The sequence below is a fragment of the Streptomyces sp. NPDC096048 genome (assembly GCF_044763415.1).
Taxonomy (GTDB): Bacteria; Actinomycetota; Actinomycetes; order Streptomycetales; family Streptomycetaceae; genus Streptomyces.
Genome location: NZ_JBIWGG010000013.1, coordinates 119,735 through 142,904 on the forward strand (window position 1 = coordinate 119,735; position 23,170 = coordinate 142,904).

Annotated in this window: 21 protein-coding genes; 15 read left to right on the forward strand and 6 right to left on the reverse strand. The window is 72.3% G+C overall.

The genetic code is table 11. The features are described 5' to 3' along the window. Positions 1-89 precede the first annotated feature (89 nt). Both ACIQ6R_RS31670 and ACIQ6R_RS31675 read left to right on the forward strand, forming a co-directional pair. On the forward strand, positions 90-404 hold the full coding sequence (locus ACIQ6R_RS31670) for a transposase family protein (protein WP_404225043.1): 315 nt from the start codon (positions 90-92) through the stop codon (positions 402-404). Continuing rightward, positions 401-544 (forward strand): hypothetical protein, encoded by a 144-nt coding sequence (locus ACIQ6R_RS31675; protein WP_404225045.1) that lies wholly within the window; start codon positions 401-403, stop codon positions 542-544. The genes ACIQ6R_RS31670 and ACIQ6R_RS31675 overlap by 4 nt, the downstream gene beginning before the upstream one ends. Positions 545-577: 33 nt before the next feature. Here the strand turns inward: ACIQ6R_RS31675 and ACIQ6R_RS31680 are convergent, their stop codons facing one another. After that, the gene (locus ACIQ6R_RS31680; protein WP_404183759.1) at positions 578-1,048 is read right to left on the reverse strand and encodes an ester cyclase; all 471 of its coding nucleotides are present in this window, start codon (positions 1,046-1,048) and stop codon (positions 578-580) included. A gap of 244 nt (positions 1,049-1,292) precedes the next feature. On the opposite strand from ACIQ6R_RS31680, the gene ACIQ6R_RS31685 reads away from it, so the two are divergent. The 4 genes from ACIQ6R_RS31685 to ACIQ6R_RS31700 all read left to right on the forward strand — a co-directional run bounded on the left by ACIQ6R_RS31685 (position 1,293) and on the right by ACIQ6R_RS31700 (position 3,712). Next, the gene (locus ACIQ6R_RS31685) at positions 1,293-1,901 is read left to right on the forward strand and encodes a TetR/AcrR family transcriptional regulator (protein ID WP_404225047.1); all 609 of its coding nucleotides are present in this window, start codon (positions 1,293-1,295) and stop codon (positions 1,899-1,901) included. A gap of 204 nt (positions 1,902-2,105) precedes the next feature. Further along, positions 2,106-2,525 carry an aspartate 1-decarboxylase gene (gene panD, locus ACIQ6R_RS31690; RefSeq protein ID WP_404225049.1) on the forward strand — a complete coding sequence of 140 codons (420 nt, stop codon included), beginning with the start codon at positions 2,106-2,108 and terminating at the stop codon, positions 2,523-2,525. Positions 2,526-2,558: 33 nt separating this feature from the next. Then, complete coding sequence (locus ACIQ6R_RS31695; protein WP_404183835.1) at positions 2,559-2,903, forward strand: GNAT family N-acetyltransferase; 345 nt, start codon at positions 2,559-2,561, stop codon at positions 2,901-2,903. 101 nt (positions 2,904-3,004) lie between these two features. Further along, positions 3,005-3,712, forward strand: coding sequence for an aspartate/glutamate racemase family protein (locus ACIQ6R_RS31700; protein ID WP_404225051.1), 708 nt, complete (start codon positions 3,005-3,007; stop codon positions 3,710-3,712). Positions 3,713-4,248: 536 nt separating this feature from the next. Here the strand turns inward: ACIQ6R_RS31700 and gndA are convergent. After that, on the reverse strand, positions 4,249-5,688 hold the full coding sequence (gene gndA, locus ACIQ6R_RS31705) for an NADP-dependent phosphogluconate dehydrogenase (RefSeq protein WP_404225053.1): 1,440 nt from the start codon (positions 5,686-5,688) through the stop codon (positions 4,249-4,251). Between the two features lie 384 nt (positions 5,689-6,072). On the opposite strand from gndA, the gene ACIQ6R_RS31710 reads away from it, so the two are divergent. Continuing rightward, complete coding sequence (locus ACIQ6R_RS31710; RefSeq protein WP_404225055.1) at positions 6,073-7,377, forward strand: transglycosylase family protein; 1,305 nt, start codon at positions 6,073-6,075, stop codon at positions 7,375-7,377. On the opposite strand, the gene ACIQ6R_RS31715 is transcribed toward ACIQ6R_RS31710, so the two are convergent. Continuing rightward, positions 7,367-8,581: a DMT family transporter gene (locus ACIQ6R_RS31715; RefSeq protein ID WP_404225057.1), complete on the reverse strand. Its 1,215-nt coding sequence runs from the start codon at positions 8,579-8,581 to the stop codon at positions 7,367-7,369. The genes ACIQ6R_RS31710 and ACIQ6R_RS31715 overlap by 11 nt on opposite strands. Before the next feature lie 227 nt (positions 8,582-8,808). On the opposite strand from ACIQ6R_RS31715, the gene ACIQ6R_RS31720 reads away from it, so the two are divergent. From ACIQ6R_RS31720 to ACIQ6R_RS31745, 6 genes are all read left to right on the forward strand, one after another. Beyond that, entirely contained in the window at positions 8,809-9,615 is an 807-nt protein-coding gene (locus ACIQ6R_RS31720; RefSeq protein WP_404225059.1) for a (2Fe-2S)-binding protein, read from the forward strand. 38 nt (positions 9,616-9,653) lie between these two features. Then, positions 9,654-10,865, forward strand: coding sequence for a glycogen synthase (glgA, locus tag ACIQ6R_RS31725; RefSeq protein WP_404225061.1), 1,212 nt, complete (start codon positions 9,654-9,656; stop codon positions 10,863-10,865). A 78-nt stretch (positions 10,866-10,943) separates the two neighbouring features. Continuing rightward, positions 10,944-12,164 (forward strand): glucose-1-phosphate adenylyltransferase, encoded by a 1,221-nt coding sequence (glgC, locus tag ACIQ6R_RS31730; RefSeq protein WP_404183856.1) that lies wholly within the window; start codon positions 10,944-10,946, stop codon positions 12,162-12,164. A 171-nt stretch (positions 12,165-12,335) separates the two neighbouring features. After that, positions 12,336-14,954, forward strand: coding sequence for a PA14 domain-containing protein (locus ACIQ6R_RS31735; protein ID WP_404225063.1), 2,619 nt, complete (start codon positions 12,336-12,338; stop codon positions 14,952-14,954). Positions 14,955-15,408: 454 nt separating this feature from the next. Beyond that, on the forward strand, positions 15,409-16,749 hold the full coding sequence (locus tag ACIQ6R_RS31740) for a wax ester/triacylglycerol synthase family O-acyltransferase (protein ID WP_404183862.1): 1,341 nt from the start codon (positions 15,409-15,411) through the stop codon (positions 16,747-16,749). A 104-nt stretch (positions 16,750-16,853) separates the two neighbouring features. Further along, positions 16,854-18,398, forward strand: a complete 1,545-nt coding sequence (locus ACIQ6R_RS31745; RefSeq protein ID WP_404183865.1) for an SDR family NAD(P)-dependent oxidoreductase — start codon at positions 16,854-16,856, stop codon at positions 18,396-18,398. Positions 18,399-18,693: 295 nt separating this feature from the next. Here the strand turns inward: ACIQ6R_RS31745 and ACIQ6R_RS31750 are convergent, their stop codons facing one another. Further along, complete coding sequence (locus ACIQ6R_RS31750; protein ID WP_404225065.1) at positions 18,694-19,137, reverse strand: hypothetical protein; 444 nt, start codon at positions 19,135-19,137, stop codon at positions 18,694-18,696. Between the two features lie 473 nt (positions 19,138-19,610). Between ACIQ6R_RS31750 and ACIQ6R_RS31755 the strand changes: the two genes are divergently transcribed. Both ACIQ6R_RS31755 and ACIQ6R_RS31760 read left to right on the forward strand, forming a co-directional pair. Then, positions 19,611-19,787 (forward strand): hypothetical protein, encoded by a 177-nt coding sequence (locus ACIQ6R_RS31755; protein WP_375911553.1) that lies wholly within the window; start codon positions 19,611-19,613, stop codon positions 19,785-19,787. Between the two features lie 56 nt (positions 19,788-19,843). Then, positions 19,844-20,326 carry a GNAT family N-acetyltransferase gene (locus ACIQ6R_RS31760; RefSeq protein ID WP_404225067.1) on the forward strand — a complete coding sequence of 161 codons (483 nt, stop codon included), beginning with the start codon at positions 19,844-19,846 and terminating at the stop codon, positions 20,324-20,326. A gap of 6 nt (positions 20,327-20,332) precedes the next feature. Here the strand turns inward: ACIQ6R_RS31760 and ACIQ6R_RS31765 are convergent, their stop codons facing one another. Then, a complete protein-coding gene (locus ACIQ6R_RS31765; protein WP_404225069.1) occupies positions 20,333-21,688 on the reverse strand; it encodes an amidase in 1,356 nt (451 codons plus the stop codon). Positions 21,689-21,927: 239 nt separating this feature from the next. Continuing rightward, complete coding sequence (locus ACIQ6R_RS31770) at positions 21,928-22,974, reverse strand: LacI family DNA-binding transcriptional regulator (protein WP_404225071.1); 1,047 nt, start codon at positions 22,972-22,974, stop codon at positions 21,928-21,930. Positions 22,975-23,170 lie beyond the last annotated feature (196 nt).

Here is a 23,170-nt window from a genome sequence, read left to right on the forward strand (position 1 = left end):
AGCGTCGCTGGGCAGGGACCGCTCTTACGGATGCCTTACGACCGTGTCCTACGTGGTGAGGCATCGTTGCACTCAGTCATCTGGCCGCGGTGCCCTGGTCGGGGGCCTGTCGAGGCATCCGACACCCATGGGCGGCCCTGCTCACCGCTGCGGCCTGCGCCGTCCTGTCCGGCGCCGCATCGAGCACAGCGATCGGCGAGTGGGTCGCCGATGCCCCTCAGCGTGTCCCGGCCCTGCTCGGACTCCCGCCCGACCCGCTGACCGGCCTGATCCGCCCGCCTCACGCCACGACCTCCGCCTCGTCCTCCGCCTCGTCCCGGCCGCCGCGGACGGCGACGCCCTGGGCCAGGCCGGCGGCCACTTCCTCCGGGAACGCCAGGCCCCGGCCCTCGGACGAAACGTGATCGCCGTCGACGGCAGGACACTCGGCGGGTCTCGTACCAGGAAACAGCCGGCCACCGCCCTGCTCGCCACGATGACCCGATGTGGCCAGGTCCTCGCCCAACGCCAGATCTACGGCAAGAGCGACGAGACGCCGGCGTAGCTTCTGTCGCCTGCTCGGTGCCGCGTGGTGGAACTACGCCCGTGTGGCGGCCGTCTCGGCGGCCTCGATCGCCGACGTGAAGTCGGGGGTGGCCCCGATCTGCGCGAGCAACACGTTCGCCGCGTTGTAGCAGTTGAACGTTTCGACCTTCCCCTCACGGAGGTACCAGAGGTCCGCCGTTGGCACGTCGATACGGTTCCCGGTGGGACGGATGTCGCCGACCGGAGTCGGGAACGCGCCGAGATGCGTCCCCTGGATCCGCAGCTCGACGGCGACGACGTCACCGAGCACATGCACCGCGAGCAGCTCACGGTGGATGTCGGGAAAGACGCCGGCCAGCCCCGCCAGTCCCTGTGCGATCTCGTCCCCGCGGAGGGTCATCGCGTTCGGCAGGTCATTGAAGGTTCCGTCTTCGGTGAACAAGGCGCGAAAGCCGTGTCCGTCGAGGACGTTCCCTTCCGCCAGCCGGTACGCCTCACGAACGACCTCTTCGTTGCGTGTCACTTCTGCTCTCCTCGGTGCTTGGTGTCGCCGCGGGGGGCCAAGCCCCTGCGGCGCACCCGACAGATGCTGAGATCCCGCCGGATCGTCGGATCCCTGGGACGGGCGGGCCGGAACGGTGCCGCATCGGGCACGTACGGCGCTCCTGTTCGACGACCAGTTTGATGATAGGTGTCATTGGAACTTCTGTTATGATGAAGGCCGTCATCAAAAAGGTCAAGTCGGGAACGACGGCGGAAGGACTGCAATGCCGCGGATCACCAAGGAGGACAAGGCCCGCAACCGGCAGAACATCCTCGAAGCGGCGGGCCGCATGTTCCGCTCGCAGGGCATCGACGCCGTCGGCATCGCCGAGCTGATGAAGGAAGCCGGACTCACCCACGGCGGCTTCTACAACCACTTCGCCTCCAAGAACGACCTGGTGGTCGAGGTGTGCAGGGCCTCCTTCGCCGCCTCACTCGAGAGCCTGGCCGGCATCATCGAGGATGGTCAGGACAAGGCAGGCCTCCCGCTGGAGCGCGTCGTGGCCGGGTATCTGTCCACCGCACACCGTGACGCCGCGAACGGCGGCTGCCCCTCCGCCTCCCTGGTCACCGACGCCGGACGGCAGAACGAAGCGGTGCAGAGCGTGTACGCCGAAGGCGTCGAGGGCTATCTGACCGGCTTCGCCACCGAGTTCCTGCGCGAAGCGGAGGAGAAGGGCCACGAACTCGACCCGGCCGAAGCCCGTCAGAAGGCCGCCCGCCTGCTCAGCGAAATGGTCGGCGCACTGGTGATCGCCCGCGCCGTACGCCACGTCGCGCCCGGGCTCTCCGACGAGATCCTGCAGGTCGGCCGCGGTCACGCCCTCGCCTGACGCGACCTGCGGCCGCTGCGGGACGCGGAGCCGGAATGTTGGTGACAGACGGCCCGCACCGGTTGGTCGCGGAGGTGGATGTGCTGTTGCCCAAGAGGGATCGATGTTCCTCGGCGTCTTCGAGTGCGAGGGGTGTCGGTGTACAGTGGGCGGCGCCCCTGACCTGCAGAAAGCAGGCGGGGAGCCGTCTTCCAGGAGTCCAAAGTGCTGCGTACTCTGTTCAAGTCCAAGATCCACCGTGCCACCGTCACCCAGGCCGACCTGCACTACGTCGGCTCGGTGACCATCGACGCCGATCTGCTCGACGCCGCCGATCTGCTGCCCGGTGAACTCGTGCACATCGTGGACATCACCAACGGTGCCCGGCTGGAGACGTACGTCATCGAGGGCGAGCGCGGGTCCGGCGTGGTCGGGATCAACGGGGCCGCCGCTCATCTCGTCCACCCCGGCGACCTGGTGATCATCATCAGCTACGCCCAGGTCACCGACGCCGAGGCGCGGTCGCTGAAGCCGCGGATCGTGCATGTGGACGGCGACAACCGTATCGTCGCCCTGGGCGCCGACGCGTCGGAGCCGGTGCCGGGCTCGGACCAGGAACGCAGCCCGCAGGCCGTGTCGGCCTGACGTATCCAACCTGCGCGGACGAGGAGCGTGGCCGTGAGCGACATCGAGATCCGGGACGACCGGGCGGCGGGCCGTCTGGAGGCGGTCGCAGGCGGTGAGGTCGTCGGGCGTATCGAGTACTTCGGCCTGGACGCTCCCGAGCGCGCCCTCGTCCCCGTGCACACCGTCGTCGAGCCCGCCCACGAGGGCCAGGGCATCGCGGGCTCGCTCGCGCGTGAGCTGTACGCCATCGCGCGGGGCGAGGGCGTCGCCGTCGCCCCGCTGTGTCCGTACGTCGTCAAGTGGGCCGAGCGCCACCCGGACGAGGCACCCGCAGCCGATCCCGAGCTGCTGCGCGCGGCGAAGGAGTGGCTCGTGGCGCATCCCGAGCGGTTCTGAACCGAGGACGCCCGAGCACTACGGGCGCAAGTACGGGCGCCCGAGTACCACGGGCACCTACGGACGCCCGGGCACCACGGGCACCTACGAAGGGGTCGCGAGTGCTGGCGCTGCTGCACACCTCGCCCGTTCACATCCCGGTCTTCGACGCCCTGCGTGACGAGGCACACCCGGGTCTGGAGCTGCGGCATCACGTCGACGCCGAGCTGCTGGAGCGGGCGCGCCGCGAGGGGCCGGAGACCGTGACGGACGCCGTGCGGGCCGTGCTGCGGCAGGCCGTCGCCGAGGGGGCGCGGGCCGTTCTGTGCACCTGCTCGACCATCGGCGGTGTCGCCGAGGCGGCCGCCGACGGGGCCGGGGTGCCGGTGCTGCGGGTCGACCGGCCGATGGCCGCCGCGGCGGTGGCCGCCGGTCCGCTCGTCGTCGTCCTCGCCGCCCTGGAAAGCACGCTCGGCCCGACCGCGGCACTGATCGGGGAAGAGGCCCGGCGTTCCGGCCGTCCCGTGGAGGTGCGGACCCTCCTGGTGGACGGTGCCTGGCCGCGGTTCGAGGGCGACGACACCAACGGCTACCTGCGGCTGGTGGCGGAAGCGGCCGACGCCGTCACCGACGCCGACGCGATCGTGCTGGCCCAGGCTTCCATGGCGCCGGCCCGGGAACTGACGAAGGCCTCTGTCCCGGTGCTGGCCAGCCCCGCGCCGGGACTGGCCGCCGGGGCGGCGGCGGCCCGCCTCGGGCGGCGCACGCCGTCGCACCGGTCACCCGGCGCGGTGGGCCACCCGGGTCCGGCCGTTCACGCGCGGGAGTGACTGGGGAGGCGGCCGTCGGGTAGGCGGGGGACAAGTCCAGAGCCGATGTCGACCGACTGGCCGGAGGACAGCGTCATGACGAACCCGTATCCGGATCCCGTCCCGCCCGGGCCCACCCCGGGACCCACTCCCGGGCCGGACCCGGAGCCACAACCGCACCCGGACCCGGTGCCCGCCCCGGCGCCCCCGCATCCCGGCCCCGGCCCCGGTCCGGAGCCGACACCCCCGCCTCCGCCCCCGGGCCCCGGCCCGGAACCCACACCTCAGCCTCCGGGCCCCGGCCCCCAGCCGACGCCACCGCCCCCGGGCCCTCCCGAGCCCTCGCCGTCGCCGATCCCGCCGGGACCGGAACCGGTGCCCAACCCGGAGCCGGGCCCACCGCTCACCTGAGCCGCGGGCGACGGCCGCAGCACGGACCCTGCGGAGCATGGGGGGCGGGGGCGTCAGGTGACGACCGCACCGGCCGCCCGCCGCCACCGCCCGCCGTCCCCTCTACTCCCTGGTCACTGCCTCTGCTCCCTGGTCACCGCGTACGACTACGCGGTGACCTCCGACCGGTCCCCGCCCCACAGCGTGTGGAACGCACCGTCCCGGTCGGTCCGCCGGTACGTGTGCGCCCCGAAGAAGTCCCGCTGCCCCTGCGTCAGCGCGGCCGGCAGCCGCTCCGCGCGCAGGGCGTCGTAGTAGGCGAGGGCCGCGGCGAAACCGGGCGTCGGCACGCCCTGCCGGGTCGCGGCGACCAGGACCTCGCGCCAGTCGTCCTGCGCGTTGGCGATCTCCTGGGCGAACGTCTCGTCCGACAGCAGGCTCGGCAGATCCGCCCGGGTGTCGTACGCGGCGCGGATGCGGTCCAGGAAGGCCGCGCGGATGATGCAGCCGCCGCGCCAGATCGCGGAGACGGCGCCCAGGTCGATGTCCCAGCCGTACTCCTCGCTGCCCGCCGCGACCTCGTGGAAGCCCTGCGTGTACGACACGATCTTCGACGCGTACAGCGCCTGCTCGACGCGGTCGGCGAAGGCGGCTGCCTCCGATTCGCCGAGCGTCGACGCCTTCGGCCCCGCCAGTCCGCGCGAGGCCTCCCGCAGCGCCGCGTGTCCGGACAGCGACCGGGCGAAGACCGCCTCCGCGATGCCGGACACCGGGACGCCCAGATCCAGCGCGATCTGTACCGTCCAGCGGCCCGTGCCCTTCTGCTCCGCCTGGTCGACCACCACGTCGACGAACGGCTTGCCCGTCGCCGCGTCCACGTGCGACAGCACCTCGGCGGTGATCTCGATCAGGTAGGAGTCCAGGCGGCCGGTGTTCCAGGTACGGAAGATGTCGGCGATCTGCGCGGGGGAGTACCCGGCGACATCGCGCAGCAGCTGGTACGCCTCGCCGATGAGCTGCATGTCGGCGTACTCGATGCCGTTGTGGACCATCTTCACGAAGTGCCCGGCGCCGTCCGGGCCGACGTGCGTCACGCAGGGCGCCCCGTCCGCCGCCTTCGCGGAGATCTTCTCCAGCATCGGGCCGAGCGAGTCGTACGACTCCTTCGAACCGCCCGGCATGATGCTCGGGCCGTTGAGTGCGCCCTCCTCGCCGCCCGAGATGCCGGTGCCGACGAAATGGATGCCCTGCTCGCGCAGTTCGCGTTCCCGGCGCCGGGTGTCCGCGAAGTGGGCGTTGCCACCGTCGATGATCATGTCACCGGGCTCCAGCAGCGGGGCGAACTCCTGGATCACCGCATCGGTCGGGTCTCCGGCCTTCACCATGATCACCAGCCGTCGTGGCCGCTCCAGCGCCGCCACGAACTCCTTGGCGGTCTCGGTCGCGACGAAGTCGCCCTCGCTCCCGAACTCCTCCACCAGCGCGTGCGTGCGGGACGCGGTCCGGTTGTGCACCGCGACCGTGTAGCCGTTGCGAGCGAAGTTGCGGGCGAGGTTGCGGCCCATGACCGCGAGACCCGTGACGCCGATCTGCGCTGTAGTGCTCATTGGTTTGGCTCCTAGTGACCTTGGGATCTGTGTGCCCCGTGTCCGTGATGCTCTGTGTCCGTGATGCTCTGTGTCCGTGGTGCCGTGGTGCCGTGGTGCCGTGGTGCTGTCGTGCTGTCGTGCCCGCCGGTATTGCCCGCCAGTATCGCCGGTACGTCCGCTCGACCATCCTGACGTGCCGGTACTCACGTCGCACTTTCTGGTCCGGCGGACTCCAGTACGCACAGGAGGGGCCCGGCGCCTCAGCGGGCGGACGTCGCATCCGGCCAACGACCACCCGTTCCCGGCCACTTGGCGTGACCAACCGGCCGATTGCCGTCTTGTCATGGCCTGTTAGCCGCGCTTACTTTTGCCACTCCTGACGCAATGTCGAGGGGGACCTCCATGGCCGTACGCGGCCGGCACCGCCGGTATCAGCCGAACAGGATCAACCGCGCGTCACTGACCGTCACCGCGGGTGGCGCGGGGCTGGCGCTCCCGCTCATGGGTACCGGCACGGCGCAGGCGGCCGACGTGGAGACCTGGGACAAGGTCGCCGCCTGCGAGTCCACCAACGACTGGGACATCAACACCGGCAACGGCTACTACGGCGGGTTGCAGTTCACCCAGTCCACCTGGGAGGCGTTCGGCGGCACCGAGTACGCCCCGCGTGCGGATCTGGCGTCCAAGGACCAGCAGATCGCCATCGCCGAGAAGGTACTCGACGGGCAGGGCCCCGGCGCCTGGCCGGTGTGCTCGGAGCGCGCCGGACTGGCCCGGGGTGGCGACGCCCCGGACATCCGCCCGGCCGGGGACGCGGGGCCCGGGAAGAGCCCGGAGCGGACCGCCGGGAAGTCCACCGAAAGGTCCGCCGGGAAGTCCGACCCGGTGAGGGACGTCAAGCCCCAGACCACCCCGCAGTCCCGGGCCGGCAAGGCCAGGATGTACACGGTGGTCACCGGCGACACCCTGTCCGGCATCGCCGACACCCAGCAGGTCCGGGGCGGCTGGCAGGGGCTGTACGACGCCAACCGCGACACGATCGGAACGGACCCCGACCTGATCCTGCCGGGCCAGCGTCTGGCCGTGCGCGGCGAGGCGACCGCCAAGACGTCCCGCGCCGAGCCGAGGTCGGCCGAGAAGCCCGGGACGACGGCGACCAAGCCGCAGCCGAAGCAGAAGCAGAAGCAGCCGAAGAAGTCGGCCCCGGACCGTGGCAAGGAGAAGCAGGGCGGGCAGGGCGAGAAGGAGAAGGCGGACAGGGCGGACAAGGCGGCGAGCAAGGCCGACAAGGCCACCACTCGCCGAAGTGTCGTCTCGCCGGTCGACGCCTCCACCGGCACGCCGTACCGTCAGGCGGGCTCTTCCTGGTCCAAGGGCTACCACACCGGCGTCGACTTCCCCGTGCCCACCGGCACCTCGGTCAAGTCGGTCGCGGAGGGCCGGGTCGTCAGCGCGGGCTGGGGTGGCTCCTACGGGTACGAGGTGGTCGTGCGGCACAGCGACGGCCGCTACTCCCAGTACGCGCACCTCTCGGCGATCTCGGTGAAGGGCGGTCAGGCGGTCGGCGCCGGCCAGCGCATCGGCCGCTCGGGCTCCACCGGCAACAGCACGGGCCCGCATCTGCACTTCGAGGTGCGGACGGGGCCCGGCTTCGGTTCCGACGTCGACCCGGTGGCGTACTTGCGGGCCGGCGGCGTCAGGATCTGATCCGTACCCGCTTCCGGCTGAGCACGGGCGGTGGAACGAACGGACCGCCGTAGAAGGGGCCGTAGAAGGGGCTGTAGGAGAGCGGCGTGTCGTCGCTCTCCGCCGGTTCCCGGCCCCTGGAGCGCTCCTCGTACCGCTCCTCGGCGGGGACGGTGTCGGGGACCGCCGGTGACGCCGGGGAGGGCACGATGACCTTGTCGGACAGCGGGGCGACCCGCGTCCCGACTCCGTCCCGGACCTCCTGGGCCTCCCGTACTGCCCGAACCTCCCGCCGGACCTCGCGCACCTCCCGAACCGGCGTGTCCTCGACCGGCACCGCCGCGGACGCCGCGGATCCGGTCGCCGCCGGAACGGCCACGGCCTCCTCGGCGGACTCCCGCGCGATCCGCTCCGTCGTCAGCAGGATCAGTCCGCCCGCGGCCACCACACCGCAGCTCAGGGCCAGCGCGGTACCCGTGGTCCCGTAGCGGAAGGTTTCGCCGAACATCGTGATGCCGACCACCGCGGCCACCACCGGGTTCACGACCGTCAGCGTGGCCAGCGGGGCCGCGAGACCGGCTCCCCGGTAGGAGGCCTGCGACAGGAGCATGCCCGCCGTGGCGAGCGCACCGATCACGGCGAGGGACGGCAGGTCCGCGGCCGACATCCCGCCGGCCCAGTCGACGGCGACCGTCTTGGTGAAGACCGAGGACATGCCGAAGGCTATGCCGGACGCGGTCGCCAGCAGGATGCTGCGGACCGCCGGATGCCGGTGCGCGGCCCGGCCGGCGATCATCAGCGCAACGACCACACCGCCGGTGACGAGGGCCGCTCCGACCCGCTGCCCCGTGTCCAGCGACTGCGCGTCGGACGCGCCGACCAGGGACAGCAGCCCCGCCAGACCGACCGTCGCCATGAGCGCTCCCCGCCATGCCGTCGCGCCGGCCTTGCGGCCCACGAACAGTGCCGCCATGGGCAGGGCGAACACGATGGTGAGCGCGCCCAGCGGCTGCACCAGGCTCAGCGGGCCGAGAGCGAGCGCCACGACGTGCAGCAGACCGCCGAGGCCGTTGAGTCCGACCGCCGCCCACCAGCCGGGCCGGCGCAGTGGAGCGTACTGAGCGACCGGCGAGGACGCCGCGACCTGCTCCTGCACGATCGCTCCGCCCGCGTACGCCACGGCGGAGACGAGCGACAGCAGCACGGACAACGCGAGGGCGCTCATCGGCTGCTCCTCTGCGTGAGGCGGGGGCTTACGGCCCGGCGCGGCGAACGGTCGTCTTCCATGGACAACACGATGCCGTCTCAGGGGCTTCCCGTCGTCGTCCCTGAGCACTCATTGGGTCCTACTGCCGATGGAGTACGACGGCGGTGCCGTCCTCCCCAGGGTGGGCGACTCAAGACCCGGACCCCTGACCCACGCCCCTAAGGGGCTTGATACTACTGCTCTCCGTGGACCTCGACCCAGGACTTGCCGCACTCCGCCCGCTGGGCGGCTTCTCCATCCTGCACGCGTCCCGGCATGAGTCCCGGCACGCGTCGCAGCCGTCGCCGCCCCGGCCGCTCCCCACCCTCGCACACGCGTACGCGAGGGGACACGGAGACCCGGCACCGGACACCCAGGACGAGGAGCGCGAGGACCCGGTCGCCTTCCGCGTCCGGAAGGTCGCCGCCGCCCTCCGCGCCCCCGAGAGCCGCGTCGCCGCCTCCGTGGCCCACCAGGGGCTCGCGGCCCGCCTGTGGTCGGTGGCCCTCGGATGCGCCGCCCTCTACGGCGGCGTCCCCGACCTCGCCCCGCGGCTGCTGCACTGGGATCCCGACGCCGCCGTCCCCGACGACCTGTGGCTCACCGACGTGCACCCCCTGCCCGGTGACGTCGGCACCCTCGCGGCGGTCGTGCTCGACGGCCACCTGACACCACTGACGGCGGCCCTGCACACCCGGTACCGCGTCGCGACCGGCCTGCTGTGGGGCAACGCCGCCTCCGCGCTGGCCGGCGCCGGCCGCGAACTGGACCGCTGGGCCCGCCGCCACGACCGTGCCGACACCGCCGCCCGCGCTCGTTCGCTGACCGCCGGCCTGCTCGCCCACCCCCTGCTCGCCACCACCGGCACCCTCACCGGCACCGTTTTCCGGCGCCGCAGTTGCTGCCTCTACTACCGGGTGCCAGGCTCAGGGGTCTGCGGCGACTGCTGCTTCCCCCGCCCTCCTCGATCCCCGCGGCCCCGGCGCTCTTCCCCAGGCGCCCCGTCTGGGTGACCATGAGGGGACCAGCCGCCGAGCACGGGAGGTTCCGGGTGCGTGTGGGACTGCTGACCCGGGAGTACCCTCCGGACGTGTACGGAGGCGCGGGCGTCCACGTCGAGTTCCTCGCCCGGGAACTCGCCCGCCTCGTCGACCTGGACGTGCACTGCTGGGGCGAAGGCCGCACCGACGGCGTGCTGCGCCACCGCCCCTGGACCGCGCTCGACGGCGCCAACGACGCGCTGCGCACCTTCTCCGTGGACCTCGCCATGGCCGCCGCCCTCGAAGGACGCGAACTGGTCCACTCCCACACCTGGTACGCGGGTCTCGGCGGCCACCTCGCCAAGCTGCTGCACGGCATCCCGCACGTGGTGACCGCCCACTCGCTGGAGCCCCTGCGCCCCTGGAAGGCCGAGCAACTCGGTGGCGGTTACGCCCTGTCCGGCTGGGCCGAGCGCACCGCGGTCGAGGCCGCCGACGCCGTGATAGCCGTGTCCGGCGCCATGCGCGAGGACATCCTCGGCTGCTACCCGGCGCTGGACGCCTCCAAGGTCCACGTCGTGCACAACGGCATCGACACCACCCTCTACCGGCCCGACCCCGGCACCGACGCGCTGGACCGGATCGGCCTGGACCGCGCCCGCCCGTACGTCCTGTTCGTCGGCCGCATCACCCGCCAGAAGGGCGTGCCCCACCTGCTGCGCGCCGTACGGGACATCGACCCCGCCGCGCAGGTCGTGCTGTGTGCCGGCGCCCCGGACACCCCCGAGATCGACCAGGAGTTCCGCGAACTCTTCGCCGGGCTGAGCCGCGCCCGCGAGGGTGTGCACTGGATCCCGCGCATGCTGCCGCGCCCGGAAGTGATCCAGTTGCTGACCCACGCCGCGGTCTTCGTCTGCCCTTCGGTGTACGAGCCCCTCGGCATCGTCAACCTGGAGGCGATGGCCTGCGGCACGCCCGTGGTCGCCTCCCGGGTCGGCGGCATCCCCGAGGTCGTGGCGCACGGCGAAACGGGGGTGCTCGTCCCCAAGGGCGACAACGAGGGCGACAACGGTGACGGGACCGGTGACGGCACCGCTGACGGCCGGCGGGACGACGACTTCGAGGCGGGGCTCGCCCGGGCCCTGGACTCCGTCCTCGGCGATCCGGAGACCGCCCGGCGGATGGGCGAGGCGGGCCGGAAACGCGCGGTGGACGAGTTCGGCTGGGACGCGGTCGCCCGCCGCACCGTCCGGCTCTACGAGGAGATCCTCGAGCAGGCGTAGTACGAGGAGCCCTTCAAGCAGGCTTAGGCAGCCCCGCTCCGGGGCAGCCGGGGGTGAACAAGGGTGAGGGGAGCGGCCATGCGTCGTGGAGGTCCTTCGGTGCTCGGCATCGTGCTGGCGGGCGGAGAGGGCAAACGCCTGATGCCCCTGACCGCGGACCGCGCCAAACCCGCGGTCACTTTCGGCGGCACGTACCGGCTCGTCGACTTCGTGCTGTCCAACCTGGTCAACGGCGACATCCTGCGGATCTGCGTCCTCACCCAGTACAAGTCGCACTCCCTGGACCGCCACATCACCACCACCTGGCGGATGTCCAGCCTGCTCGGCAACTACGTCACCCCCGTCCCCGCCCAGCAGCGCCTGGGCCCGCGCTGGTTCCTGGGCAGCGCCGACGCGATCCTGCAGTCCCTGAACCTGGTGCACGACGAACAGCCGGAGTACGTCGCGGTCTTCGGCGCCGACCACGTGTACCGGATGGACCCGCGCCAGATGCTCACCCAGCACATCGAGTCCGGCGCGGGCGTGACCGTGGCCGGGATACGGGTCCCGCGCGGCGAGTCGCCGTCCTTCGGCGTGATCACCCCGGGCTCCGACGGCCAGACCGTCACCGGCTTCCTGGAGAAGCCCGCCGACCCGCCCGGACTGGCCGACGACCCCGAGTGCGTCTTCGCCTCGATGGGCAACTACGTCTTCACCACCAAGGCCCTCATCGAGGCCCTGCACCGGGACGCGGAGGACGAGAACTCCGTGCACGACATGGGTGGCTCGATCCTGCCGCAGCTCACCGACCGGGGCGAGGCCGCGCTGTACGACTTCAGCGCCAACCACGTGCCGGGGGAGACCACGCGGGACCAGGGCTACTGGCGGGACGTCGGCACCCTCGACGCCTACTACGACGCCCACATGGACCTGATCGCCGAGCGGCCCGCGTTCAACCTCTACAACCGGGACTGGCCGATCTACACCCACTCCACCCAGCTCTCGCCCGCCCGCTTCAACGCCGGCGGCATCGCCAGCGAGTCGATCATCAGCGCGGGCTGCCTGATCCGCGGGCAGGTCACCCGGTCGGTGCTCTCGCCGGGCGTGGTGGTCGACCCGGGGGCGGTCGTGCAGGGCTCGGTGCTGCACGACAACGTGCACATCGGCCGGGGCGCGGTCGTGCGGGGGGCGGTGCTGGACAAGAACGTCGACGTGCCGCCGGGCGCGACGATCGGCGTCAACCCGCAGCGGGACGCCGAGCTGTACACCGTCTCCAAGGGCGGCGTGATCGCGCTGGGCAAGGGGCAGCGGGTGCCGTGACGGCGGGTGACGGCCCCGGGCGCACGGGGTGCCCGGGGCCGTTGTCATGTCCCTGGACGCCAAGCGGAATCCGTGTTGTCATGCCTCTGCATCGCTGCTGTTACATCGATGTATGACATCGATGTCCTGAGCCATCGGCCACCCGTTTCCACCTGTTCGAGGAGAGGGTCAGTGCGCACCAAACGACTCAGAGACCGACTGGCGTTACTGCTCGCCGCCGCACTCGGCGTCGCCGGACTCGCCGCCGTGCCGAACGCGAGCGCCGCCGCCGACGACGACGCGGAGATCCACGGCCTGAAGGGCGAGTACTACACCCAGTCCGCCCCCGGCGCCTTCGACTTCCACGAACTCAAGGCCACCGGCTTCGACCCGCAGCTCGACTTCACCACCCTGGAACCGCGGCTGAACTTCGCCACCGGGCGGTCGGACGACGTCAGCGTCCGCTGGACCGGCAAGCTGGTGCCGGAGCAGACCGGCGCCCACACCTTCTCGATCACCGGCGACAACGGCTTCCGCCTCTGGATCGGCGGAGAACTGGTCATCGACCACTGGGTCGACGACTGGGACCGCGAACAGACCGCCCGGCCCATCGAACTGACGGCAGGCCAGGCCTACGACTTCAAGCTCGAGTACTTCGAGCACTACGGAGGCTCCAACCTCCACCTGCGCTGGACCGAGCCCGGCGGCAGCAAGGAACCGGTGCCGCAGTCGGCGTTCCGCCTGCCCGACGGCTTCGACTACGACGGCGCGACGGCGACCACCGTCCAGGCCACCGGCCGCACCCTCAGACTCGACTTCCCGCGCCCGCTCGCCGCGGCCCCTGCCGGCCTCACCGACCACCTCGAAGCGGTGATCGGCGGCGCCAAGTGGCCCCTTGGCGAGGCGAAGGTCGACCCGGCCGACCCCACCGCCCTCCTCGTCGCCCTCGACCAGCCCGTCGTCGGCAACAAGAACGGCGACGCACCCGGCACCGCCGACGTCCGCTACGACGGGGACGGCGGCCTCACCGACGCCGAAGGCAACGTTGTCAACGTCTTCTGGAGCAGCGGCGGCAACGAGTCCACGTACGAGCTGCGCACCGACTGGGCCGAAGAGGTCGGTCCGGACAACGCCCATCCTGAGTACCCGCGCCCGCAGCTGACGCGGGACGCCTGGCGCAACCTCAACGGCCGCTGGCAGTTCGCCGCCGCCGAGGCGGGCGAGCAGCCGCCGGTCGGCAAGAACCTCGAGGAGCGCATCCTCGTCCCGTACCCGGTGGAGTCCCAGCTCTCCGGCATCCAGCGGCACGAGGACCGCATGTGGTACCGCCGCACCTTCACCGTGCCCCGCGACTGGCACATCGGCTCGGGCCGGCGGCTGCAGCTCAACTTCGGCGCCGTCGACTGGCAGTCCGAGGTGTACGTCAACGGCACCAAGGTCGCCGACCACAAGGGCGGGTACGACAAGTTCAGCGCCGACGTCACCGACGCGCTGAGGCCGGGCCGCACCCAGGAGCTGATCGTCGGCGTCTACGACCCGACCGACGCGCGGGACGGCGAGAACCCGCCGGTCGGCAAGCAGAGCCTGGACCCGAGCGGCATCTGGTACACGCCCAGCTCCGGCATCTGGCAGACGGTCTGGATGGAACCGGTCGCCCGGGACCACGTCGACTCCCTCGAGCTCACCCCGTCCATCGACGCGAACGCGGGCACCCTGACCGTCGAGCCGAAGGGCGTGCGCGACGGCGTACGGATCAGGGCGACGGCGTACGCCGGACACCGGAAGGTCGCCACGGCGAGCGGACGCACCGGCGAGCCGCTGACGCTGAGGATCCACGACCCGCGCCTGTGGTCGCCCGACGACCCGTTCCTGTACGACCTCGAGGTCACCGTCGGCCGCGACCGCGTCGAGAGCTACTTCGGGATGCGCTCGATCGCCGTCGAGAAGGTGAACGGCGTGCCGCGCACCATGCTCAACGGTGAACCGGTCTTCATGATGGCCACTCTCGACCAGGGCTTCTGGCCGGACGGCCTGCACACCGCGCCCACCGACGAGGCCCTCGCGTACGACCTGAGGCTGCACAAGCAGCTCGGCTTCAACTCCGTGCGCAAACACATCAAGGTCGAGCCGGACCGCTGGTTCTACTGGGCCGACAGGCTGGGCCTGATGGTGTGGCAGGACATGCCGTCCATGACCCCGGGGGTGAACCCGAACGCCGCCTCCCGGGCCGAGTTCGAGCGTGAGATGAAGGAGATGATCGACGAACACGTCAGCCACCCGTCGATCATCATGTGGGTCACCTTCAACGAGGGCTGGGGCCAGTACGACATCAAGCGCGTCGCCGAGCAGGCCAAGGCCTGGGACCCGACCCGCCTCGTCAACAACCAGTCGGGCCTGAACCTCGGGGCCGACGGAGGCGCCGGCGACATCATGGACGAGCACGGCTACCCGAGCCCCGCCCTGCCGCCCTCACCGGACGGCGAGCGCGCCTTGGTCGCCGGCGAGTACGGCGGGCTCGGTCTCGCGGTGCCGGGACACGCCTGGTCGGTGCAGCAGTCGTACGTCGACGTCGACCCCCGGACGTACACCGACGACTACCTCACCAAGCTCGACGAGGTGCGGGCCCTGGTCTGCCGGGGCGGCAACGGCGCGGTCTACACTCAGATCTCCGACGTCGAGGGCGAGCTGAACGGCCTGACGACCTACGACCGCAAGGTCCTCAAGCCGGACGTCGAGCGGGTGAGGGCCGCTCACGAGGCCCTGATCCACGACGCGTCCCAGCCGACCCCCGCGGGATGCCCGAGCGCCTGACACCGGGCGAGCGGCACGGCACGCCACCGCCCACGAGAGGCACCCGGCGTCTGTGCCGGTGCCCGTGCCGGTGCGTGTGCGTGGCCGGGGTGGTCGCAGCGTCCGCGCTGCGACCACCCCGGCCCCCTTCGCCCTTCGCCCTTCGACTCCTCGACCGGTCTCCTCCGCACTCACGACGCCTCCGGCGCCTTCGCGGGCCCGTCCGCTCCGGTCTCCGCCGTCCGCTCGGGTGCACGGTCGGCCCGCACCCGTCCGGGTGGGGAACGCCACCGCGGGCGGCGCCACCTCCGCCGACCTGGGCACAGGTGTCCCATGAATCCCGGGAGTCCCGCCCCGCTCGCCGAAGGCGTGACTTTAACCTGCTGTTAACTGTGCGTAGCTTGATCGTACTTGACCGTAATCGTCGGAGGGCGATTGACTGCTTGTTCACCCGTCGTCCTTGCGAGGCAAGCCCTTGACTTCCGATCCGCTCGCTCCCCTCGACCTGGCGTTCTGGAACATCGAGTCCGCCGAGCACCCCATGCACCTCGGCGCACTCGGGGTCTTCACGGCCCACTCGCCCGCCGCGGGTGCCCACGCGGCGGACCTGCTCGCCGCCCGCGCCCCTGCGGTGCCCGGCCTGCGGATGCGGATCCGGGACACCTGGCAGCCGCCGCTCGCCCTGCGCCGGCCGTTCTCGTTCGGCGGCGCGACGCGTGAGCCCGACCCCGGCTTCGACCCGCTCGACCACGTCCGGCTGCACGCCCCGACGACGGACTTCCACGCCCGGGCGGGACGCCTCATGGGACGCCCGCTGGAACGCGGCCGGCCGCCGTGGGAGGCCCATGTGCTGCCGGGCGCGGACGGCGGCTCCTTCGCGGTGCTGTTCAAGTTCCACCACGCCCTCGCCGACGGCCTGCGGGCCCTGACCCTCGCCGCGGGGATCCTCGACCCGATGGACCTCCCCGCACCCCGGCGCCGGCCCGAGGAGCCCGAGCGCGGGCTCCTCCCGGACGTGCGCGGACTGCCGGGGAGACTGCGCGGGGCCCTGTCCGACGCGGGCCGCGCCCTCGACATCGGCGCCGCCGCGGCCCTGTCCACCCTCGACGTGCGGTCCTCGGCCGCGCTCACCGCCGAATCCTCCGGCACCCGCCGCACCGCGGGCGTGGCCGTCGACCTCGACGACGTGCACCGCGTGCGCAAGACCGTCGGCGGCACCGTCAACGACGTCCTGATCGCGGTCGTCGCCGGTGCCCTGCGCCGGTGGCTGGACGAGCGCGGCGACGGCAGCGAGGGTGTCGCGCCGCGCGCCCTGATCCCCGTATCCAAGCGCCGCCCGCGCACCGCCCACCCGCAGGGCAACCGGCTCTCCGGCTACCTGATGCGGCTTCCGGTCGGCGATCCCGACCCGCTGTCCCGCCTCGGCGCGGTCCGCGCCGCCATGGACCGCAACAAGGACGCGGGGCCCGGGCGGGGCGCCGGTGCCGTCGCCCTGCTCGCCGACCACGTGCCCGCGCTCGGTCACCGGCTCGGCGGGCCGCTGGTCGGGCAGGCCGCCCGGCTCTGGTTCGACATCCTGGTCACCAGCGTGCCCCTGCCCAGCCTCGGCCTGCGGCTCGGCGGCCACCCGCTCACCGAGGTGTACCCGCTCGCCCCGCTGGCCCGCGGCCACTCCCTGGCGGTCGCCGTCTCGACGTACCGCGGGCAGGTCCACTACGGCCTGGTCGCCGACGCGAAGGCGGTGCCGGACCTCGACCGGTTCGCCCTGGCCCTGGCGGAGGAGGTGGAGACATTGCTCACCGCCTGCGGTCCCTGAGGCGGACGGGTTTGGCTCCATGCCCCGGCGCTGAATAAAATCCGCTGTTCGAAAGCGGACGCGTCTCGGAGCGCCGCGACGGTGACCAGGGAACGGCAGCGGCGATGACGGTGACACAGGACGGTTCGGCGACCACGGACGAGGTGGTGCACGAGTCCGGAGACGCGGCGACGGCGTACGCGGCCGGTGACGAGGCGGCGTACGGCCCCGGCATCGATCCCGAGCGGCTCGCCGTCTGCCTGAGCGTGCTGGAGGAACTCGACGGACTCGACGTCGACCACCCGGACGCGATCCGGGTCCGCCGGGCCACCTCGCACATCTACCGGATGGTCAAGCAGCGCCGCCGCCAGGATCGCCGGGCCGCCAAGACCGCTCACGACAAGGCCGTCACGGAGGCCACCGCCACCGGATCCGCCGAGCGCATCGACGACGAGACCGAAGGCATCCTGCCCTCCTCCCGCACCGAGGAGGGCAGCATCGCGGGGATACTCCAGCGCCCCCGCTCCTGCTACATCTGCAAGCAGCGGTACGTCGAGGTCGACTACTTCTACCACCAGCTCTGCCAGAGCTGCGCCGCCGAGAACCGGGCTCGCCGCGACGCCCGCGCCGACCTCACCGGCAAGCGCGCGCTGCTCACCGGTGGCCGGGCCAAGATCGGCATGTACATCGCGCTCAGGCTGCTGCGCGACGGCGCGCACACCACGATCACGACCCGCTTCCCCAAGGACGCCATCCGCCGTTTCAAGGCCATGGACGACTCCGCGGACTGGATCCACCGCCTGGAGGTCGTCGGTATCGACCTGCGCGACCCCGCCCAGGCCGTGGCCCTGGCCGACCAGGTCACCGAGCAGGGCCCGCTCGACATCCTGATCAACAACGCCACCCAGACCGTGCGCCGCCTCCCCTCCGCGTACGCCGCGCTCGTCGAGGGCGAGAGCGCCCCGCTGCCGGCCGGTGAGCTGCCCGCCCACCACGTCATCGGCGCCTTCAACTCCGGTGCGGTGGACGGCCTGGCCGCGCTGCCCGTCGGCGCCACGGGCCTCGACGCGCAGAAGGTGGCCGATCTCGCCCTGGTCGCCGGCAACGCCAGCGTGGTCCGGCACCGCGAGGGCACCGCCATCGACGCGGGCGGCCTGGTCCCCGACGTCGTCGACACCAACACCTGGGTACAGACCATCGAGCAGATCTCTCCGGTCGAACTGCTCGAGACCCAGCTGTGCAACTACACGTCGCCGTTCATCCTCATCAGCGCGCTGCGGCCGGCGATGGCCGAGGCCGCGCGCAAGGCGTCCGCGGGGCGCGCCTACGTCGTCAACGTCTCGGCGATGGAGGGCGTGTTCGCCCGCGGCTACAAGGGCGCGGGCCACCCCAACACCAACGCGGCCAAGGCGGCCATGAACATGGTGACGCGGACCAGTGCCCAGGAGATGTTCGACACCGACGGCATCCTGATGACCTCGGTCGACACCGGCTGGATCACCGACGAGCGTCCCCACTACGACAAGCTGCGCCTGGCCGAGGCCGGGTTCCACGCCCCGCTCGACCTGGTCGACGGCGCCGCGCGCGTCTACGACCCGATCGTGCGCGGCGAGGCGGGCGAGGACCTGTACGGCGTCTTCCTCAAGGACTACGCGCCCGGCAAGTGGTGACGGCCCACCGAGCCGTCCGCGGTGGGCCGCGTCGACAGCGGTCATCACCTCAACGGCGGTGATCCGCTGGTCCGTCGGCGCGGCGTCGACCTGCTCCGGGACGAGCGCCGGTGTGCCCGGTACGCCGGTCGCGCGTACTTCGTGGTTCGAACCTTCGTGGTTCGAACCCGTACCGGCCCATCCCTTGGGCCTGCCGCCGGTCGGGGGGCACCGCGCGGCCTCCTGGACCTCGGGCACGGCCTCCTGGTCCTCGGGCACACCCGGCCAGGCTCAGTGCACCCTCCGCACGGGTGCCTCAGTCGACGGCGCCGAGCCGGGAGTTCCGCGCCGCCGTCAGCTCCAGCACCGTGCGCCAGTCCTCGAGGACCCCGGCGTCGAAGGCGGCGGTACGGGCCTCCTCGTCCGCCTGGCGGAGGCTGACCAGGTCGTCGTCGTGGGCCCAGGCCTCCGGGTGGGCGTGCCGGCGCAGCAGGCGGGCGACGCGTGCGCCGAGCAGCGGCCGCACCGCGTCGGCGGTCCGGCCGGCCGGATTGCCGGGCCACAGCAGCCGGCCCACGGGCGACACCAGACCGGCGACCTGGAGTTCCTTGTCGGCGGGGCGGCGCCGGCGCAGCAGCGCGGCGGTCCGCAGCGCGTGCCCGTGCAGGTCCACGGGTCCGCCGCCGTGCCCGGCGGCGGACCGTTCGCCCCGGCAGGCGTACAGCAGGTCCATCAGCTCCTCGACGCTGCGCAGTTCCATGCCTCGGTCCTCCCACGAGACAGCCGTTGCCGACCGGCAGCAGACCATGGCGAGCTTGCGCCGCAGCCAACGGCGACTTAACTGCGCGACCCGTCGCCGACGGCAATCGAAGGTACGGTCGGCGATGTGGGCCGAATGGGTGAGTTGCGTACGGTGCGGATGCGGGCGATCCCGGGCAGACTGGGGCCAACTGCGCGCGGAACGAAGGGCAATGGTTCCCCCATGTTTTGAGCCCCATAGAGCGCGCCCCCGCTCATTTGGTTAATCTGGAGCGGACGGGCGGCAGCACAGGGCACTACCCACACCCAAGGTCCGTCATGGGACAAGCCGGTTCACAACGGCCTGCTCTCGCACGAGTGACCGGCGCCACCGCGTCCTAACTGCATTCGACTCATACCCGAGCGGGCGCCGGGTGCCGGACGGGAGACTGGCCGACAGGCCCCGAGGGTGATCCGACACATAAGGAGTGCGCGGTGACACCGGAGACGACGACGAATCCAGAACAACGCCCCAAGGAACGCACCGAGCGTGCGGGCCGCCGGCCCGGAGAGATCGGCAGCCTCGACGTGTGGGCCCGGTCCGCCCCCATCCGTCTCGCGGGCTACGAGGAGGACCTCGCCGAGCCCCACATCCTGCCCAGCGTGGACTGACCCGCGACGCCACCCGCGGGGGCTGCCGGACGCATGGGCGTGCGAGACTCACGCCCATGCTGATCAGGGAAGCGACGGCCGGCGACTGGCCGCACATCTGGCCCTTCTGGCACCGCATCGTCGCGGCCGGCGAGACCTACGCCTGGGACCCGGACACCTCCGAGGAGGAGGCCCGGGCCCTGTGGACGAATCCCGCCAAGCGTGTCTACGTCGCCGAGGACGACACCGGCACCGTCGTTGCCTCCGCCTACGTCACCCCCAACTACGGCGGCCCCGCCGCCCGCATCGCCAACGCCGGCTTCATGGTCGACCCGGACCGGGCCGGCCGCGGCACCGGCCGGGCCCTCGCCGAACACATCCTGACCGCCGCAAGGGCCGACGGATACCGGGGCATGGTCTTCAACGCCGTCGTCGAGACCAACCCGGCCGTGAAGCTCTGGACCTCCCTCGGCTTCACGATCCTGGGCACGGTGCCGGACGCCTTCGACCACCCGCGCCACGGACGGGTCGGCCTGCACATCATGTACCGCGCCCTGTAGGGACCCTCAGGCCGGCGGGGCCGTCCGCCGCCAGGGGCGCAGCGCCTCGATCCGCGCCGCCAGCTCCAGCAGGGCCGCCTCCGACCCCGGGCGCCCCACCAGCTGTACGGCGCAGGGAGCGCCCGAGGGCAGGGTGCCGACCGGCACCGTCATCGCGGGCCAACCGGTCAGGTTCCACGGCGGGGTGAAGGGCGAGTACGCCGAGTTGGCCAGGATGTTGCGCAGCCAGCCCCGCTCGTGCCAGGGCCCCGCCTTGGGGGAGCGGCGGGCCAGCGCCGGGGTGAGCAGCACGTCGTACGCGGCGAAGAACGGCTCCAGGCGTTCGCGCAGCCCCCTTCGGCCCTCGCCGGTGGCGACCGTGCGTTCGAAGAGCCGTCCGAGCGCCGCGTGCACCCGCGTCCGACGGGCCAGCAGCCGCCGGTCCAGTTTCCGGGCGTCCACGGACGTACCGGCCGTCCAGTGGGTCAGGGCGGTCAGACTCAGCGTCGCCGGATAGGGTGGGTCCGCCCGCCGCACCTGGTGCCCCGCCTTCATCAGCACCCCCGCCGCCTCGCGGACGGCGTCCTGGTACGGGCGGGAGACGGGGACGCCGGTCAGGGGGCTGCGCAGGGACGCCGCGACGCTGAGGGTGCCGGGCTCCGCGCGGCGCGGCGGCTCTCCGTCCGCGAGGTCGTCCGCCAGCACCGCCAGCATCAGTCGCGCGTCCTCGACCGTCGTGGCCAGCGGCCCGTTCTCCGACATGCCGAACCAGCCGCCGTCGCCGATCCCGGCCGGGACCACACCGTGCCCCGGCTTGATGGTGACCAGACCGCAGTTGGCCGCCGGTATCCGCAGCGAGCCCATGCCGTCGTTGCCGAGCGCGATCGGCACCATCCCGGCGGCGACCGCGGCGGCGCTCCCGCCCGACGAACCGCCCGCCGAGCGAGTCGGGTCCCACGGGTTGCGGACGGTGCCGTGCACGCCCTCGCTGGTGCCGAACACGCACAGCTCGGGCACGTTCGTCAGTCCCACCACCACCGCGCCGGCCGCCCGCAGCCTGGCCACGGTGACGTGGTCGTCCCCGGCAGGCGTGCCGGGCGTCGCGGCGGAGCCGACGCGAGTGGACTCACCGCGCACCGCGAGATTGTCCTTGACCGCCACCGGCACGCCGGCCAGCGGCAGTTCACCCAGATCACTTCGGGCACCGACCTCCTCGGCCTCCGCCAGCGCCGCCTCGGCGCGTACCGTGCGGAAGGCGCCGACGCGGCCGTCGAGCCGCTCGATCCGGGCCAGATGCCCGGCCACCACCTCGCGGGGCGTGGCCCGCTTCTCCCGTACGGCGGCGGCGATCTCGGCGGCGGTGCGGCCGGCCCAGTCGGTCATGGAGGGCTCCTCGGGGGCGGTGGGAGGTGGTTACTGGCGAGTACGCAGGGAGCACTCTGCCCTTCCGGCGTCTCCGCGTCGAGAGTCCGGACCCGCGGACCGCCCCGTTCAGGCCGATCGTCCCCCTTCACCCCGCTCCAGCCGGGCACCCGCTCCAGCCGGGCACCCGGTTCCAGTCGCCCTGCGTTCAGGCCACCGCCCTCCGCTCAGGCCGCCCCCGTTCAGGCGCAGCGCCCCGTTCAGGCCGACCGCGCCGGCCCCGTGCTGTCCCGTTCGATCAGCCGCGGCACCGGTACCCGCACCGTCCGCGCGGGGCCGCCGTCCAGCAGGGCGGTCAGTTCCGTCGCCGCCGTGCGGCCGAACTCCACGCTGTCCCGGGACAGCGCGGACAGCCACGGCTTGACCATGCGGCACAGCGCCGAGTCCTCCCAGGCCACCACGGAGACGTCCGCCGGTACCGAGAAACCGAGTTCGGCCGCGGCGGCGACACCGGCGACGGCCATCACGTCGTTGTCGTAGATCAGGGCGGTCGGCGGAGCGGGGGCCTCCAGGACGCGTCGGGTGACGGCGGCGCCCTCCGCGTCGGAGTAGTCGGTGGTCACCGACTGCACCTCGGTCAGGCCGCAGCGCCCCGCCTCGGCGCGCAGGGCGCGGATGCGGCGCTCGGTGTGGGCGAGGCCCGGCAGCCCCGCGATGTGCACGATCCGCCGGTGGCCGAGCGCGTGCAGCCCGTCCACCAGCGCCGCCATCGCGCCCGCGTCGTCCGCCCACACCGACGACAGCCCCGGATGGCGTTCGTCAGGCGCCCCGCCGATCACCACGGCGGGCAGACCGAGTTCGTCGAGCAGGTCCGGGCGCGGATCGTCGGTGCGCGGGTCGACCACCAGGACACCGTCCACACGGTGCTCGGCCCACCAGCGCCGGTAGACCGCGCACTCGTCGTCGACGTCCTGCGCCACCTGGAACAGCAGACCGAGATGACGTCGCGCCAGCACCTCCTGGATACCGGAGACCAGCTGGAGGAAGAAGGAGTCCACGCCGAGGGTGTGCGCGGGCCGCGCCAGCACGAAGCCGACCGTCGCCGCGCCCTCCCCGGACAGCGCGCGGGCCGCGGTACTGGGCCGCCAGCCCAACTGCTCGGCCACCCGACGCACGCGGTCCCGGGTGATCTCGGAGACCCCCGGCCGGTCGTTCAGCGCGAAGGAGACCGCGCTCTCGGAGACCCCGGCCCGCCGCGCGATGTCCTTCATCGTCGGCCGGCGCGCGGCAGGCCGCTTGGCCGACATGCACGCTCCCTTCCCTGCGTGAGCTAAAGCGCTTGAGTGGAAAGATCCTAAAGCGCATTAGTCCATTGGGCAAGTAACTGCTCATGCCGCGCTGACCTGCACTAATGCTGTCTGGAGTTCTTTAGTTCCAGTGAATCCATTGACTTTCCGCGAACGCGCCGTGCATGGTCGCTGGCATCCAGCCGCCGACGTCCTC